The organism is Streptomyces griseus, from assembly GCF_001715295.1.
In the GTDB taxonomy this organism is placed as follows: Bacteria; Actinomycetota; Actinomycetes; order Streptomycetales; family Streptomycetaceae; genus Streptomyces; species Streptomyces griseus_G.
Genome location: NZ_MDKB01000002.1, coordinates 582653 through 597068, shown reverse-complemented (window position 1 = coordinate 597068; position 14416 = coordinate 582653). Strand labels below are relative to the sequence as shown.

Below are 14416 nucleotides of genomic sequence, written 5' to 3'. Positions count from 1 at the left end.
CGGGATCATCCCGGTATATCCACTGCCGGGACGACCCTCCGCCGTGCGAGCGCACGCACCGGACGCCCCCGGACCTGTCCTTGGGGCAGACGGCGTCCCTTTCGCAACAGGGCCTGGACGCGGCGTACGGCCCGACGAGAGGGCCGGGGTACCCGTCACGGGTGCCCCGGCCCTCGGTCGTACGGTGCGGCGCCCTACAGGCCCTGCCACCGCGGCTTGGCCGCGTAGGTGGCGCGGAAGTAGTCCGCCAGCTTCAGCTTGGACGCGGCCGCCTCGTCGACCACCACGGTGGCGTGCCGGTGCAGCTGCAGCGCCGATGCGGGGACGACCGAGGCGACCGGCCCCTCGACCGTCCGGGCCACCGCGTCGGCCTTGCCCTCCCCCGTGGCCAGCAGCACGGGGTGGCGGGACTCGAGGATCGTGCCGATGCCCTGGGTGATGACGTGGCGCGGCACCTGCTCGATGTCGTCGTCGAAGAAGCGGGCGTTGTCGATCCGGGTCTGCTCGGTCAGCGTCTTGATCCGGGTGCGGGAGGCGAGGGAGGAGCACGGCTCGTTGAAGCCGATGTGCCCGTCGGTGCCGATACCGAGCAGCTGGAGGTCCACCCCGCCCGCCTCGGTGAGCGACCTGTCGTAGGTCTCGCAGGCGGCCTGGACATCCTCGGCGCTGCCGTCCGGGCCCATGAAGGAGGTCTCTGGCAGGCCGAGCGGTTCGACGACCTCGCGCAGGACGACCGAACGGTAGGACTCGGGGTGGCCGGCGGGCAGCCCGACGTACTCGTCCAGCTGGCAGATCCGGGCACGGGAGGCGTCGACCGCACCGGAACGGACCTTCGCCGCGAGAGCCTTGTAGATGGGCAGCGGGGTAGAGCCGGTGGCCACGCCGAGCAGGGCGTCGGGCTTGCGGCTCAGCAGGGCCGCGATGGCCTCCGCGATGAGTTCGCCGCCCGCCGTGGCGTCCGGGACGATGACAACTTCCACGCTGTGCCTGCCGATCTGGAGTGTGCCGTCATGTGGTATAGACCAATCGAGAGGCCAATCTAGCAGAACGGAAGGGCTCGGCGGTGAATCGGTCATACGTGCGCCGCCGGCCGTCGCCCCGTCGGCGGACGGGGAGCCGGCGGCCCCGAGTGGGTGGGGCGGGAGGGGGGTCCGGAGCGGGGTGCCGGCCAGCGGCGACCCCATGTTCTACGGCATCGGCCGGGCCCTGACCGAGGAGCTGGGTGCCGGGGCGCTCCGTGTGCTGCCGCACCGCTCCTCGGTGTGGTGCGCCTGCGCGCGGCTCGGCTGGCCGGTCGAGGACACCGGGACCGGCACGGCGACGAGGCGTCGCCGGCGGGGTGGGGGTGGGTCCCCGAAACACCCGCGGGCCGCGGCGCCGGGGCGGGACCCTCAGCCCGTCCGGCACCGCAGCCCGGAGCTGCCTGGCCGGCGGTGTGCGGTGCCTCCGGCCACTGGAGGGCCGGCGCAGTCAGGGCAGAGAGCGCCGGTCACCTCGGTCCGCTCTCCTGTGCGGGGAGAGCGGAGGTCGTCGTGTGCGTGATGCACGCACACGCTGCATTGTGGACTAGACCAAAGTCCGTGTCCATCCGCCGGAACGGCCTTTTTCGCGGGAGGTCCGTCCCCGCACAGTGTCACGTACCCCGGGGCGGACGGGTTCGGAACCTCTCGGTTTCCACAGGTACGCTCGCACCTGTGCCCTCCATGAACGACCTTGTCCGCCAGCACACAGCCCTGAGCGATACCGACCTCGAGTGGCTCCATCTGCTGGTCTCGGAGTGGCAGCTGCTCTCCGACCTGTCCTTCGCCGACCTCGTCCTGTGGGTGCCCACGCGCGACGGGACCCGTTACGTGTCCGTGGCCCAGATGCGGCCCAACACCGGCCCCACCTCCTATCAGGACGACATGGTCGGCCACCTGGTGCCGCGCGGCCGCCGGCCCCTGCTGGACGCCGCGCTGGACGAGGGGCGCATCGTGCGGGAGGGCGACCCGGAATGGCGCGAGGAGGTGCCCGTACGGGTCGAGTCGATCCCCGTGCGCCGCGAGGGCGTGGTCCTCGGGGTCATCGCCCGCAACACCAACCTCCTGACCGTGCGCACCCCCTCCCGGCTGGAGCTCACCTACCTCCAGTCCGCCTCCGACCTGGCCCAGATGATCGCCGCGGGGTCCTTCCCTTTCCCCGGCCAGCAGGTGGACATGGACGCGTCGCCGCGCGTGGGTGACGGTCTCATCCGGCTGGACGCCGACGGAGTCGTCCAGTACGCCAGCCCCAACGGCCTCTCCGCCTACCACCGGCTCGGCCTCGCCTCCGATCTCGTCGGCCATCACCTCGGTGCGACGACCGCCGAACTCGCCCCGTCGCGCGGGCCGGTGGACGAGGCCCTGGTGAAGGTGGCGAGCGGGTACGCGCCCCGGGAGTTCGAGGTGGAGGGGGCCGGCGGGGTGATCCAGCTGCGGGCCATTCCGCTCAAACCCAAGGGCGTCCGCATCGGTTCGCTCGTACTTCTCCGGGACGTCACGGAACTGCGCCGCCGTGAGCGGGAGTTGATCACCAAGGACGCGACCATCCGGGAGATCCACCACCGGGTGAAGAACAACCTTCAGACGGTGGCCGCCCTGTTGCGCCTCCAGGCCCGCCGGATGGATTCCCCGCAGGGCCGGGAGGCGCTCAACGAGGCGGTGCGGCGCGTCGGTTCGATCGCGATCGTGCATGAGACGCTGTCCCAGAATCTGGACGAGCGGGTCGAGTTCGACGAGATCGCCGACCGCGTCATCGCGATGGTCGCCGAGATCTCACCCGGCAAGGTCACCTGCCGTCGCGCCGGCCGCTTCGGGATCCTTGACGCGGAAGTCGCCACTCCGCTCTCCATGGTGCTCACCGAAGTACTGCAGAACGCGCTGGAGCACGCCTTCGCCGTGGCCGAGCGCGGCACGGTGGAGGTGTCCGCGGTCCGCGGAGGTTCGCCGTCCGAGGGCCGGCTGCTGATCACCGTCGCGGACGACGGGCGTGGTCTGCCCGAGGGGTTCGACCCTCAGCGGGCCGGCAATCTCGGACTGCAGATCGTACGGACCCTGGTCGAAGGGGAACTGGGCGGGACGTTCGGCATGGTGCCCGGTCCGGAGCGCGGCACCCAGGTCGTGCTGGACATCCCCGTTCGCAACAGCCTCACGTAGCCGGAGCTGGAGCCGGACAGCACAGTGGGCCCGGACCGTGGTGACGGTCCGGGCCCACTGTGGTGCTCACGGTGCGATGCGCTTCGGGGGTACTGCGCGCTGCGACTCGAAGGCGGGACTGTGCGTACGCTCTGTACGCGCCGCCTGGCTGAGGCTCGTGGTGCGGGGGCGTCGGTCAGGCGCTGGCGTTACGCGCCCGGTTGCGAGCGGCACGACGCTTCATTGCGCGGCGCTCGTCCTCGCTGAGGCCACCCCAGACGCCGGAGTCCTGGCCGGACTCGAGCGCCCACTGCAGGCACTGCTCCATGACGGGGCAGCGACGGCAGACGGCCTTGGCTTCCTCGATCTGCAGCAGCGCAGGACCGGTGTTGCCGATGGGGAAGAACAGCTCGGGGTCTTCCTCACGACAAACGGCGTTGTGACGCCAGTCCATGGCTGCTACCTCTCCTTGGTATTACATACGGTGCTTGTGAATGTGAACGCTTTCACGAATCCCCCCGCAGACGAAGGTCCGACGCCCAGGTGAACTGGTTGTGGTCCTGTTGTGGTGAGGAGGGGTTCTGGCTCTCAGTGGAGGCCGGTGGTGCGGGCCGTCTCGATCGCCATGTAGAGATTCGCAAACCTCGGCGGCGGATACAACCCCTTCTGGAAAGTTTTTTTTGATTCCTCGGTGTCGACTAGGTCACAGCCGTACTTCTAAGGGGTGGGGGCCAGCCCAAACGTTCGAGTTAAAGGACTTTAGGGCCTTCCACTCACACAATCACACGCAGTGCACGGCGTACGCCTGTGAACGTCACGCTCGTACGCAGTCCCAAGTGGTCACCGTCCATCTGGAAGGGGAGTGGCGCCTTCGAATGCAAGGTGAAGTCCGTCAGGTCGTGGAGGGAGACCGCGTGCTTGCCGTGGGGGCCCTTCTCGGGGCTGGAAGTGAGCAGCTGGGTGGCGTATCTGGTGACCGCGGGAGTGGAGAGACGCTTCAGTCCGAGGATGTCCAGGGCGCTGTCGAACGATGCCTTCGGTGAGGCGTATATCGGACGATTCCCCAGGTAGGTCCAGGGTGCGGTGTTGCAGATTATCGACAGGGCGAGGTCGGTCACCGGCTCCCGGCCGGGAACATCCAGGGTGATCAGCCCGCTGCGCCGGTGCGGCTCCCCGAAGAACTGCCGGACCACCTGGCGTACGTACAGGGCGTGGGTCGAGCGCTTGCCGAGTTCGCGTTTCTGTTCGACCCGGCCGATCACTCCCGCGTCGAACCCGAGCCCGGCGCAGAAGGTGAACCAGCGTTCCGGGACGGCCTCGTCCGGCGTCCCCGGGGTGCCGGCGGCGAGACCGAGGCCCACCGTGCGCTCGCTCCGGGCGGCGAGGGCGTCCAGAATGGCGCCGGTCGCCTCCACGGCGTCGTTGGGGATCCCCAGCGCGCGCGCGAAGACGTTGGTGGAGCCGCCGGGGACCACGGCGAGACTCGGCAGCCCCTCCACGTCGGGTCCCCTGTGCAGCAGGCCGTTGACCACCTCGTTGACCGTGCCGTCGCCGCCGAGGGCGACGACCAGGTCGATGTCGTCGGCGTCCGCCGCCCGTCGCCCCAGGTCCCGTGCGTGCCCTCGGTACTCCGTGGTCACGGCCTCGATCTTCATCTCGCTCGCCAGGGCGTGGATGAGGACGTCACGCGTCCGCGCGCTGGTGGTGGTGGCAGCTGGGTTGACCACGAGGAGTGCGCGCATGCCCGTCAGGGTACCTACCGCGCGGTACCGATCCGAAGTCCTGATCATTTACGTCCGCAACCGGTCACGGGGAGTGACGTGGCCGCCTCGGGGGGGACCGGGACGGCGCCGGACGGTCCGGGGCGGGGCGCGGCGGGTCCGGGGCGCCCCGGTTTCACCTCCGGGGGGCCGGGATGCCAGTCTGAAAGGTGTGAGCACTCAGCAGAACACACCCGCCTCCTCGCCCCCGGCCGGCCCGGAGAAGCCGGGACGGATCACCGCCCTCGCCGCACTGACCGCTCTCGAAGGCGCCGCGCTCGCCGTCGGCGGCGTCTACATGCTCGTCATGGGACTCCTCGGCCGGCCCGACAGCCCCCAGCAGGCCGAGATGGGCGGACTCACCCTGATCGCCCTCGGCCTGATCCCGCTCCTCGCGGCCCGGGGGCTCCTGCGGCGGCGTAGCTGGAGCCGGGGTCCCGCGCTGATGACGCAGCTCATGGCCCTGCCGGTGGCCTGGACGCTGCTGCGGTCCCAGGGTGCGCTCATCCCCGCGGGAATCGGGCTGGCCGCCGTCGCCGTGACAGGGCTCGTCCTGCTGTTCGACCCGGCCACCACGCGGGCGCTCGGGATCCGGGGGCCGTGGACCACCCCGGAGGCCTGAGGCGCCGGCGGCGGCACCCTTCGCGCTCCCCGGCCCCGCTTCGCGCTACTCCTCGACGAGCAGGCGCTCACGCAGCTGCGCGAGCGTGCGGGCGAGGAGCCGGGAGACGTGCATCTGGGAGATGCCGACCTCCTGGGCGATCTGCGACTGGGTCATGTTGCCGAAGAAGCGCAGCAGCAGGATCCGCTTCTCGCGCGGCGGGAGGTCCTCCAGCAGCGGCTTGAGCGACTCCCGGTACTCGACACCCTCCAGGGCCTCGTCCTCGGAGCCCAGGGTGTCCGCGACGGCGGGCGACTCGTCGTCCGTGTCGGGGACGTCGAGCGAGAGCGTGCTGTAGGCGTTGGCCGACTCCAGGCCCTCCAGCACCTCCTCCTCCGAGATGCCCAGACGCTCCGCCAGTTCGTGCACCGTCGGCGAGCGGCCGTGCTGCTGGGAGAGCTCCGCGGTGGCCGTGGTCAGCGACAGCCGCAGTTCCTGCAGACGGCGCGGCACCCGCACCGCCCAGCCCTTGTCGCGGAAGTGGCGCTTGATCTCACCGACGACCGTGGGCGTCGCGTACGTCGAGAACTCGACGCCGCGCTCCGGGTCGAACCGGTCGACCGACTTGATCAGCCCGATCGTGGCGACCTGGGTCAGGTCGTCCAGGGGCTCCCCGCGGTTGCGGAACCGGCGGGCCAGGTGCTCCACGAGCGGCAGATGCATCCGCACCAGCCGGTTGCGCAGCTCGGCCTTCTCCGCGGAGCCGTCGGGAAGTCCCCGAAGCTCCACGAAGAGTGCCCGTGCCCCGCTGCGGTCATGGGGGTCGTGGTGACCGTGCTCGCTCATCTGGCCCGCCCGCTCCGCCTGCGACTGCTCCACCGCGGCCGTACGGCCCCGCGTCCCGTCGGCACCGTCCGCGCCGTCCACCGGATGCGGCCGGGCCTGCTGCTCCGGGACGGCTGCTGGGCGCACCACCCCGGACCGGATCGTCTCGTCCCGCACAGGACCGTCCCCGTTCCCCTCGCTCACGCCGGCCCGGGTCCCGCGCCGCGCTGTTTGTAGAGGCTGATGCTGACCGTACGGTCGTCGGCGACCGTGGAGTCGACCTTGCCGGCCAGCGCGGAGAGCACCGTCCAGGCGAAGGTGTCGCGCTCGGGTGCGCGGCCGTCGGTCGTGGGCGCCGACACCGTCACTTCGAGGGAATCGCCCACGAGGCGGAAGACGCAGCTGAGGACGGAACCGGGCACGGCCTGCTGGAGCAGGATCGCGCAGGCCTCGTCGACCGCGATGCGAAGGTCCTCGATCTCGTCGAGAGTGAAGTCCAAGCGCGCTGCGAGACCGGCCGTGGCCGTACGCAGCACCGACAGGTAGGCACCCGCAGCGGGCAGCCGGACCTCGACGAAGTCCTGGCTCCCGGGCTCGCCTGCGATGTGGGACACCCTCACCTCCAAGGTGGCACAAACTCGTTCGGGGCTCCGGGACGAGTGCCCGGAGCCTTGCGGTGCGTCGTCGGTTTCCGTGGTCCGGCGACGCTATCGCGACCCATGATGCCGTGTCGCCGAAGGCTCATACCCGGTGGTCACTCATGGTAGGCACATGGGTACGCACAGTGGCTAGGGGTCTGCGGCGGTCAATTGCGAAGAACCGGCGCCGGTTTGACGTACCCAGACGTCAGACGATCGAACCGTCCGGGAAACACCAGCGCCAGCTCTCGCCGCGCTCGAAACTCCGCATCACCGGGTGACCGGTCTCCCTGAAGTGCGCCGTGGCGTGCTTCAGGGGCGACGAGTCGCAGCATCCGACGTGGCCGCAGGACAGGCAGAGCCGCAGTTGCACGGGATGGGTACCGGCCGCCACACACTCCGGGCAGGTGTCGCCGAGCGGGGCGGGCTCGGGGCGCGGCAGTTCGAGAACATGGAGGCACTCACTCATGATGGCCACGTTACGTCGTACGCGAGGACGGTGAGATGGACGCATTGCCGCTGGTGGCCCTGGTCGCCGCCAGTGCCGCGGTCGCCGGTGCGGCGCGCCGCACCCCGGTGCCCGCGCCGCTGCTGCTGGTCGCCGCCGGCCTGCTGGCCTCGTACCTGCCGGGCGTGCCCGCGTACACGCTGGACGCGCACGTCGTGCTGCCCCTGCTGCTGCCTCCGCTGCTGCACACCGCCGCGATCGACAGCTCCTACCTCGACCTGCGGGCCAATCTGCGGCCGGTCGCGCTGCTCTCCGTGGGGTACGTCCTGTTCGCGACGTTCGCCGTCGGCTGGCTGGCCTACCTGGTGGTGCCGGACCTGCCGCTCACCGCCGCGCTGGTGCTCGGCGCGGTCATCGCCCCGCCGGACGCCGTCACCGCCGCGGCGATCGCCCGCCGGGTGGGGCTGCCCGCCCGGGTCACCACCATCCTCCAGGGCGAGTCCCTGGTGAACGACGCCACCGCGATCACGGCCTTCAAGGTGGCGCTCGCCGCGGCCGTCGGGGAAGGGATGAGCTGGGGCGAGGGGATCGGTGAGTTCCTGCTGGCCTCCGTCGGCGGCGTCGGCGTCGGTCTGGTGCTGATGGTGCCCCTGCACTGGCTGCGCACGCACCTCAAGGAGGCACTGCTCCAGAACACCCTGTCGCTGCTGATCCCCTTCGTCGCGTACGCGGCCGCCGAGCGGGTGCACGCCTCCGGGGTGCTCGCCGTGGTCGTCGTCGCGCTCTACCTGGGCCACCGCTCGTGGCAGGTCGACTTCGCGACCCGGCTCCAGGAGGCGGCGGTCTGGAAGATGGTCGCGTTCATCCTGGAGTCCGCGGTCTTCGCCCTCATCGGGCTGCAGCTGCCCTTCGTGGTCAAGGGGCTCGGCAGCTACGACGTCACCCAGGTGTGCCTGTACGCGGTCGCCGTCTTCCTCGCCGTCGTCGTGGTGCGTTTCGCCTGGGTCTACCCGTCCAGTTACCTGCCCCTGTGGCTCTCGCCCCGCATCAGGGCCCGTGAACCCGCCCTGCCGTGGACGTCCCCCCTGATCGTGAGCTGGGCCGGCATGCGGGGCGTCGTCTCGCTCGCCATCGCCTTCTCCATCCCCATGGTCACGCACAGCGGTGCCGGCTTCCCGGCCCGCAACCTGGTGCTGTTCCTGACCTTCACCACGGTCATCGGGACACTGGTCGTCCAAGGGCTCACCCTGCCCCTGCTGGTGCGTGTCCTGAAGCTCCCGGGAAGTGACGTACAGGCCGAGACGCTGGCCGAGGCGCAGGCGCAGAGCGAGGCGTCCACGGCCGCGGAGGCGCGGCTGGACGAGCTGCTGGCCCGACCCGGCAACTCCCTGCCCGACCCGCTCGTGGACCGGCTGCGCACCGTGATGGAGCGCCGCCGCAACGCCGTCTGGGAACGGCTCGGCGCGGCCGACCCGGTCACGGGGGAGTCGGCGGACGACACCTACCGGCGGCTGGCCCGGGAGATGATCGGTGCCGAGCGGGAGGTCTTCGTCCGCCTCAGGGACGAGCGGCGTATCGACGACGAGATGCTGCGCGCCCTGCTGCGCCGGCTGGACCTGGAAGAGGCCGCGGCCTACCGGGAGTCGGACGGGGCCTGAGGGTTGTTCCCGCAATGTACGGCGGGCGCCCGACGGCGGTTACGGCCCCTCGCCGCGTCGTCGGGACGTCCCCATACATCCCGTATGCGGGCGCCCCTCCGCCGTGCGATGCCCCGCATCCGCCGCCGCGCGCCGATCCACCGGGAATCGCGGGACGGCCCTCGGGGTTCTCACCCGGGGGCTGTGCGGCGGGGTGTCCGCCGGTTCCTCACGGCCGTCCGGTGATGACCGCCGTCACCGTGGAGCCCGGTGCGAAGGCGCCCTCGCCGGCGAGGCGCGTGAGCGCGTACAGGAGCTTGGCGACGTAGATTCGTTCGACGGGCAGGCCGTGACGGTCCTCGAAGTCGTCGGCGAAGGCGTGCAGCTCCGGTGTCGTACGGGCGTAGCCGCCGAAGTGGAACCGGTCGTCCAGGGACCACCGGCCGGTCGGTGCGCCGAACGCCTCCCGCTGGAGGCCGCGCACGACGTCCCCCAGGAAGCCGCCGCGCAGCACGGGCACGCCGAGGGCGCGCTGGTCCGGTCCGAGTCCGGCCGCCAGCCCCGCCAGCGTGCCCCCGGTGCCGCAGGCGACGGCCACGGTGCCGCCCTGTCCGCGCAGCTCGCGGCCGAGCGCTGTGCAGCCCTGTGCGGCGAGCGCGTTGCTGCCGCCTTCCGGGACGACCAGGCAGTCGCCGAAGAGGCGCAGCAGGCCCTCCAGGACCCCGGGAGACGTCTTGGCGCGGTAGGTGGCGCGGTCGACGAAGTGCAGTCGCATGCCGTCGGCCGCGCAGCGGGCGAGGGAGGGGTTCAGGGGCCGGTGGGCCAGTTCGTCGCCCCGCACGACGCCCACGGTGGGAAAGCCGAGCAGCCGCCCGGCGGCCGCCGTGGCGCGCAGGTGGTTGGAGTAGGCCCCGCCGAAGGTCAGTACGGTGCGGCCGGCGGCGGCCCGCAGGTTGGGGGCGAGCTTGCGCCACTTGTTCCCGGGCAGGTCCGGGTGGATCAGGTCGTCGCGTTTGAGCAGCAGTGTCACGCCGTGGCGCGCGAAGCGCCCGTCCGCGGCCGGCTGCAGGGGCGAGGGGAGGACCGGCTGCAGCCGGGAGAGGCCGGGCACTTCGTGGGGCATGGGCCCATTGTGGTCCGCCGGTGGTGCCGGCGGTCCGGCGGGACTACTTGAGGCGGTCGTGGATCCTGGCGCGCATCCCGTTCATGGAGAAGCCGCGCGGATCGATCTTGCCGGGCTGCCATTCGCGGTGCCCGATGACCGACGGGGCGCCCCAGTGGTGGAACCGGCAGACCGCGGCCGCGGCCTTCTCGGCGGCCTCGAGCTGGACGGCGGGCCAGGGATCGTCCCCGTCGCCGAGGTTCTCGCACTCGAACCCGTAGAAGTGCCGGTTCCCGTCCGTGTCGGCCTCGTTGTCCCGGGGGAGGCGTTTCTCGCCGATGACGGCCCGCAGGACGTCGTCGTCACCGAGTCCGGCGTGGTTGGCGCGGCCGTAGCCGACCAGGTGGACCCTTCCGTCCTTGGTGATCACTCCGTGGCAGAGCGGGCCGGGGAGGCCCGGGTAACCGTCCCGGCAGGTGTCGACGGTGCGTGCGGAGCCCTTGGTGGCGGTGTGATGGAGCATCACGCCGTGCACCGGCCCCCAGGGGCCCTTGTGGTTGCGGTGGTGCGTACGCCAGTCACCCACCTGGACGACGGTGAGTCCTTCGTCCTCGAGGGCCTCGAGGAAGTTGCTCGCGGACATGGGTGAGGACATGGCCGACTCCTTCTGCGCGTGGGGGGAGTGTGTGCTTACACCGCTTGTACCGGAATGCGGCGATCGGGGCTACCTGTTCGGGCCCTGTTCGGGCCCTGTTCGGGCCGATCCGCGCGTGTCCGCGAGCAACGGACGGTCCGCCGCCTCAGTCCTGGGCGAGCCACAGGTCGGGACCGAACACCTCGTAGTGGATGTCGGCGGGGGCGACGCCCTTGGCGAGCAACTGGGAGCGCACGGCACGCATGAACGGCAGCGGGCCGCAGAGGTAGGCACGGGTCCCCGTGGCGACGGGGAGCCCCGTCAGGTCGACCAGGCCGGTCCGCTCGGCGGGGTGGCCGGGCTCGGGGGACTCGTACCAGAAGTGCGCGGCGGCGTCGTGCAGTTTGCCCGCGAGCAGGGTGTGGTCGGCGCGCAGGGCGTGGTCGGCGGGCGAGCGGTCGCCGTGCACCACGGTGACGGGTGCGCGGTGGTCGAGGGCGACCAGGTGGTCCAGCATCGACAGGATCGGGGTGCAGCCGATACCGGCCGACGCGAGGAGCAGCGGTGCGTCGCCGTCCTCCAGCACCAGGTCGCCGTACGGGGCCGAGACGCGCAGCACGCCGCCCTCCCGGACGTGGGTGTGCAGGTGCCGGGAGACCTCGCCGTCGGGGGTCCCCCCGCCCTGCACCCGCTTCACGGTCACGGAGCGCAGGGCGGATCCCGGTGCGCAGGAAAGGCTGTACTGGCGGATCTGCCGTGCACCGTCGGGGAGTTCCACCTGTACGGAGACGTACTGGCCCGGGCGGAAGGCGGGGGCCGGTGCCCCGTCGGCGGGTTCCAGCTGGAAGGTGACCACGTCCGCGGTCTCCTCGATCCGCGAGGCCACCGTCCATTCCCGCCACACGTCGCCCGCGACGACGCCCTGCTGTGCGTACAGCCGGTTCTCCAGGGTGATCAGGGAGTTGGCCATCAGCCAGTAGACCTCGTCCCAGGCCGCGGCGACCTCGGGCGTGACCGCGTCGCCGAGCACCTCGGCGATGGCGGCGAAGAGATGGGTGTGCACGACCGCGTACTGCGGGGCGGTGATGCCGAGCGAGGCGTGCTTGTTGGCTATGCGGCCGAGCATCACGTCGGGGCGGGTGTCCGGCTGCTCCACGAGCCGGGTGGCGAAGGCGGCGATGGAGCCGGCGAGCGCCTGGCGCTGCGTACCGGACGACTGGTTGCCGCGGTTGAACAGGTCGCGGTGCAGCTCGGGGTGGGCGGCGAACAGCTTCCGGTAGAAGAGGTCCGCGATCTCTCCGATGGCGGCTCCCACGGCGGGGAGGGTGGCTCGGACGGTGGCGGTCGACGTCTCGGAGAGCATCGGTTGACTCCTGGGAGTGGGTGTGTGGGAGTGCGGAGGCGGGCCGCGGGGCGAGGCCCCGGTGGCCGGGGGCCGGCCCGGCCTTGAATGTGCATGTGAGATGCATATTTATAGCCGGGCGTCGTCGGCGCACGGTGGGTGCGCCGGTGTGCGGTCAGCCAGGCGCGGGGCGGCCGGTGCTGATGCCGAGCAGGAGCGGCCCCGTGGGTGAGGAGACGAGATCGGCCACCGTCACCGGGTCGAGGGAGGCGTAGAAGGCTTCCTCGGCCCGGCGCAGCGCCGAGCGCAGCCGGCAGGCCGAACGCAGGGGGCACGGGGTGGCGCCCTCGCACTCGACCACCTCGCCGGGTCCTTCCAGTCGGCGTACCAGGGCGCCGATCGACGCGGTCCGGCCGGCGGATGTGAGTGTGAGGCCCCCGCCGCGACCGCGGCGGGCGTCGACCAGTCCGAGGTGCTGGAGTTGGGCGACGACCTTGGCGGCGTGGGTGTACGGCACCTGCATCGTGGCCGCCACCTCCCGGGTGGTCGGTGGGTCGTCGCCCTCCGCCGCGACGGCCAGGCGCATGAGCACGCGGAGCGCCACGTCGGTGAATCTCGTCAGCCGCATGTGCTGAGGCTAGGTAAGTTGCATCTTTTATGCAAATTAACCGGGGGTGCGGCGGTGCCGGGCGCCGTGCCCCGCCGGGAGCCGGAATAGTCACACTCTTTTGTGTAATAGCGCACGGTGTCCACCAGCTGAAAGGCTTCTTCGCGCAGCTCAGCCCATGATCGAGAGGATGTCGGATGTCCGTTGGTGAAGAGGTCCGCGACACGCAGCCGCCGCAGCAGCAGAGTCTCGGCACAGCGGCTGCGCGGAACCTCGCGACGACGACCAAGTCCGCCCCGCAGATGCAGGAGATCACCTCGCGGTGGCTGCTGCGCATGCTGCCGTGGGTGCAGGTGCAGGGCGGCACGTACCGGGTGAACCGCCGGCTCAGCTACTCGGTCGGCGACGGCCGGGTGACATTCGTCCAAACGGGCGACCGGGTCGCCGTCATCCCCGCGGAGCTCGGCGAACTCCCCGCCCTGCGGGGATTCGGGGACGAGGAGGTCTTGGCCGAACTGGCCCGCAGGTGCGAGCAGCGGGAGGTGGAGGCCGGCGAGGTCCTCGCCTCGGCGGGCGACACGGCGGACCGTGTGCACCTGCTGGCCCACGGCAAGGTGGAGAAGCTCGGGTCCGGTCCCTACGGGGACGAGACGGTCCTCGGCGTCCTCGCCGACGGCGCCTACTTCGGGGACCACGCGCTGGTCGACGGAGACGCGGCCTGGGAGTACACGGTGCGTGCCGTCACCGCGTGCACCCTTCTGACGCTGCGCCGCTCGGACGTGCTGAACCTCGCGGCCCGGGCGGACCGGCTCCGCGAGCATCTCGCCGGACTCCTCGCCATTCCGCACCAGCGGACCAACCCCTACGGCGAGGCGGAGATCGACCTCTCGGCGGGCCATGTGGGAGAGAGCGTCGTCCCGCACACCTTCGTCGACTACGAGACGTCGCCCCGCGCATACGAACTCAGCGTCGCCCAGACGGTGCTGAAGGTCCACAGCAGGGTCGCCGACCTCTACAACCAGCCGATGAACCAGACCGAACAGCAGTTGAGGCTCACGGTCGAGGCGCTCCGCGAGCGCCAGGAGTACGAACTCGTCAACAACCGGGAGTTCGGGCTGCTCAACAACTGCGACTACGGGCAGCGGCTGCAGCCGCACGACGGGGCGCCGACCCCCGACGACATGGACGAACTCCTGTCACGCAGGCGTGGTTCGAAGCTGTTCCTCGCGCACCCCCTGGCCATCGCCGCGTTCGGCCGCGAGTGCAACAAGCGCGGACTGGTCCCGGAGAGCGTGGAGGTGGGCGGTCACCATGTGCCGGCCTGGCGGGGTGTCCCGATCTTCCCGAGCAACAAGATCCCGGTCACCGACGCCCGCACCACCTCGATCATCTGCATGAGGACCGGGGAGGAGGAGCAGGGCGTCATCGGGCTCCGGCAGAGCGGTATCCCGGACGAGATCGAGCCGAGCCTGTCGGTCCGCTTCATGGGCATCGACGAACGGGCGATCATCTCGTACCTGGTGACGGCCTACTACTCCGCCGCCGTTCTCGTGCCCGACGCCCTCGGCGTCCTGGAGAACGTCGAGGTCGGCCGCCGGCGGTGACGCTCCGGCGGGGGTCCACGGGCGGTCGCGACCGGGTGCGGTCCGGCGCGGCGGTCCGGACGGCCC

At 71.2% G+C, this 14416-nt stretch carries 14 protein-coding genes and 1 pseudogene; 5 read left to right on the top strand and 10 right to left on the bottom strand.

Features of this window, described 5'->3' with window-relative positions:
• Nucleotides 1-194: 194 nt before the first annotated feature.
• A complete protein-coding gene (gene nagB, locus BA175_RS09150) occupies nt 195-980 on the bottom strand; it encodes a glucosamine-6-phosphate deaminase (RefSeq protein WP_069170796.1) in 786 nt (261 codons plus the stop codon).
• 166 nt (nt 981-1146) lie between these two features.
• Between nagB and BA175_RS30500 the strand changes: the two are divergent.
• Nucleotides 1147-1329: pseudogene (locus tag BA175_RS30500) on the top strand (SAM-dependent methyltransferase); the annotation flags it as partial.
• A 374-nt stretch (nt 1330-1703) separates the two neighbouring features.
• Entirely contained in the window at nt 1704-3173 is a 1470-nt protein-coding gene (locus tag BA175_RS09145) for a sensor histidine kinase (protein ID WP_069170795.1), read from the top strand.
• Between the two features lie 175 nt (nt 3174-3348).
• On the opposite strand, the gene BA175_RS09140 is transcribed toward BA175_RS09145, so the two are convergent.
• Both BA175_RS09140 and BA175_RS09135 read right to left on the bottom strand, forming a co-directional pair.
• Nucleotides 3349-3606 carry a WhiB family transcriptional regulator gene (locus BA175_RS09140; RefSeq protein ID WP_003953983.1) on the bottom strand — a complete coding sequence of 86 codons (258 nt, stop codon included), beginning with the start codon at nt 3604-3606 and terminating at the stop codon, nt 3349-3351.
• Nucleotides 3607-3925: 319 nt separating this feature from the next.
• Nucleotides 3926-4894, bottom strand: coding sequence for a diacylglycerol/lipid kinase family protein (locus tag BA175_RS09135; protein ID WP_069170794.1), 969 nt, complete (start codon nt 4892-4894; stop codon nt 3926-3928).
• A 190-nt stretch (nt 4895-5084) separates the two neighbouring features.
• Here BA175_RS09135 and BA175_RS09130 point away from each other — a divergent pair, with 190 nt between their 5' ends.
• The gene (locus tag BA175_RS09130) at nt 5085-5534 is read left to right on the top strand and encodes a hypothetical protein (protein WP_069170793.1); all 450 of its coding nucleotides are present in this window, start codon (nt 5085-5087) and stop codon (nt 5532-5534) included.
• Nucleotides 5535-5579: 45 nt separating this feature from the next.
• Here BA175_RS09130 and BA175_RS09125 read toward each other — a convergent pair whose 3' ends face one another.
• The 3 genes from BA175_RS09125 to BA175_RS09115 form a co-directional block, all read right to left on the bottom strand.
• Nucleotides 5580-6542 (bottom strand): RNA polymerase sigma factor SigF, encoded by a 963-nt coding sequence (locus BA175_RS09125; protein ID WP_438947323.1) that lies wholly within the window; start codon nt 6540-6542, stop codon nt 5580-5582.
• The gene (locus BA175_RS09120) at nt 6539-6952 is read right to left on the bottom strand and encodes an anti-sigma regulatory factor (protein WP_069172024.1); all 414 of its coding nucleotides are present in this window, start codon (nt 6950-6952) and stop codon (nt 6539-6541) included. The genes BA175_RS09125 and BA175_RS09120 overlap by 4 nt, the downstream gene beginning before the upstream one ends.
• A gap of 232 nt (nt 6953-7184) precedes the next feature.
• Entirely contained in the window at nt 7185-7445 is a 261-nt protein-coding gene (locus BA175_RS09115) for a UBP-type zinc finger domain-containing protein (RefSeq protein ID WP_069170791.1), read from the bottom strand.
• A gap of 35 nt (nt 7446-7480) precedes the next feature.
• Between BA175_RS09115 and BA175_RS09110 the strand changes: the two genes are divergently transcribed.
• Nucleotides 7481-9082: a Na+/H+ antiporter gene (locus tag BA175_RS09110; RefSeq protein ID WP_069170790.1), complete on the top strand. Its 1602-nt coding sequence runs from the start codon at nt 7481-7483 to the stop codon at nt 9080-9082.
• A 208-nt stretch (nt 9083-9290) separates the two neighbouring features.
• Here the strand turns inward: BA175_RS09110 and BA175_RS09105 are convergent, their stop codons facing one another.
• The 4 genes from BA175_RS09105 to BA175_RS09090 form a co-directional block, all read right to left on the bottom strand.
• Nucleotides 9291-10184: a 1-aminocyclopropane-1-carboxylate deaminase/D-cysteine desulfhydrase gene (locus BA175_RS09105; protein ID WP_069170789.1), complete on the bottom strand. Its 894-nt coding sequence runs from the start codon at nt 10182-10184 to the stop codon at nt 9291-9293.
• Nucleotides 10185-10227: 43 nt separating this feature from the next.
• On the bottom strand, nt 10228-10818 hold the full coding sequence (locus tag BA175_RS09100) for a peptidoglycan recognition protein family protein (RefSeq protein ID WP_175420784.1): 591 nt from the start codon (nt 10816-10818) through the stop codon (nt 10228-10230).
• A gap of 145 nt (nt 10819-10963) precedes the next feature.
• A complete protein-coding gene (locus BA175_RS09095; protein WP_069170788.1) occupies nt 10964-12160 on the bottom strand; it encodes a globin domain-containing protein in 1197 nt (398 codons plus the stop codon).
• A 154-nt stretch (nt 12161-12314) separates the two neighbouring features.
• Nucleotides 12315-12767 carry an RrF2 family transcriptional regulator gene (locus BA175_RS09090; RefSeq protein ID WP_069170787.1) on the bottom strand — a complete coding sequence of 151 codons (453 nt, stop codon included), beginning with the start codon at nt 12765-12767 and terminating at the stop codon, nt 12315-12317.
• A 176-nt stretch (nt 12768-12943) separates the two neighbouring features.
• Here BA175_RS09090 and BA175_RS09085 point away from each other — a divergent pair, with 176 nt between their 5' ends.
• The gene (locus tag BA175_RS09085) at nt 12944-14350 is read left to right on the top strand and encodes a family 2B encapsulin nanocompartment shell protein (RefSeq protein WP_069170786.1); all 1407 of its coding nucleotides are present in this window, start codon (nt 12944-12946) and stop codon (nt 14348-14350) included.
• Nucleotides 14351-14416: the final 66 nt, after the last annotated feature.

Excerpts from the sequence above, each read along its gene's own strand:
- BA175_RS09145 (WP_069170795.1), top strand. The coding sequence starts at position 1,704 with ATGAACGACCTTGTCCGCCAGCACACAGCCCTGAGCGATACCGACCTC.
- BA175_RS09140 (WP_003953983.1), bottom strand. The coding sequence starts at position 3,606 with ATGGACTGGCGTCACAACGCCGTTTGTCGTGAGGAAGACCCCGAGCTG.
- BA175_RS09135 (WP_069170794.1), bottom strand. The coding sequence starts at position 4,894 with ATGCGCGCACTCCTCGTGGTCAACCCAGCTGCCACCACCACCAGCGCG.
- BA175_RS09115 (WP_069170791.1), bottom strand. The coding sequence starts at position 7,445 with ATGAGTGAGTGCCTCCATGTTCTCGAACTGCCGCGCCCCGAGCCCGCC.
- BA175_RS09110 (WP_069170790.1), top strand. The coding sequence starts at position 7,481 with ATGGACGCATTGCCGCTGGTGGCCCTGGTCGCCGCCAGTGCCGCGGTC.
- BA175_RS09105 (WP_069170789.1), bottom strand. The coding sequence starts at position 10,184 with ATGCCCCACGAAGTGCCCGGCCTCTCCCGGCTGCAGCCGGTCCTCCCC.
- BA175_RS09100 (WP_175420784.1), bottom strand. The coding sequence starts at position 10,818 with ATGTCCTCACCCATGTCCGCGAGCAACTTCCTCGAGGCCCTCGAGGAC.
- BA175_RS09095 (WP_069170788.1), bottom strand. The coding sequence starts at position 12,160 with ATGCTCTCCGAGACGTCGACCGCCACCGTCCGAGCCACCCTCCCCGCC.
- BA175_RS09090 (WP_069170787.1), bottom strand. The coding sequence starts at position 12,767 with ATGCGGCTGACGAGATTCACCGACGTGGCGCTCCGCGTGCTCATGCGC.
- BA175_RS09085 (WP_069170786.1), top strand. The coding sequence starts at position 12,944 with ATGTCCGTTGGTGAAGAGGTCCGCGACACGCAGCCGCCGCAGCAGCAG.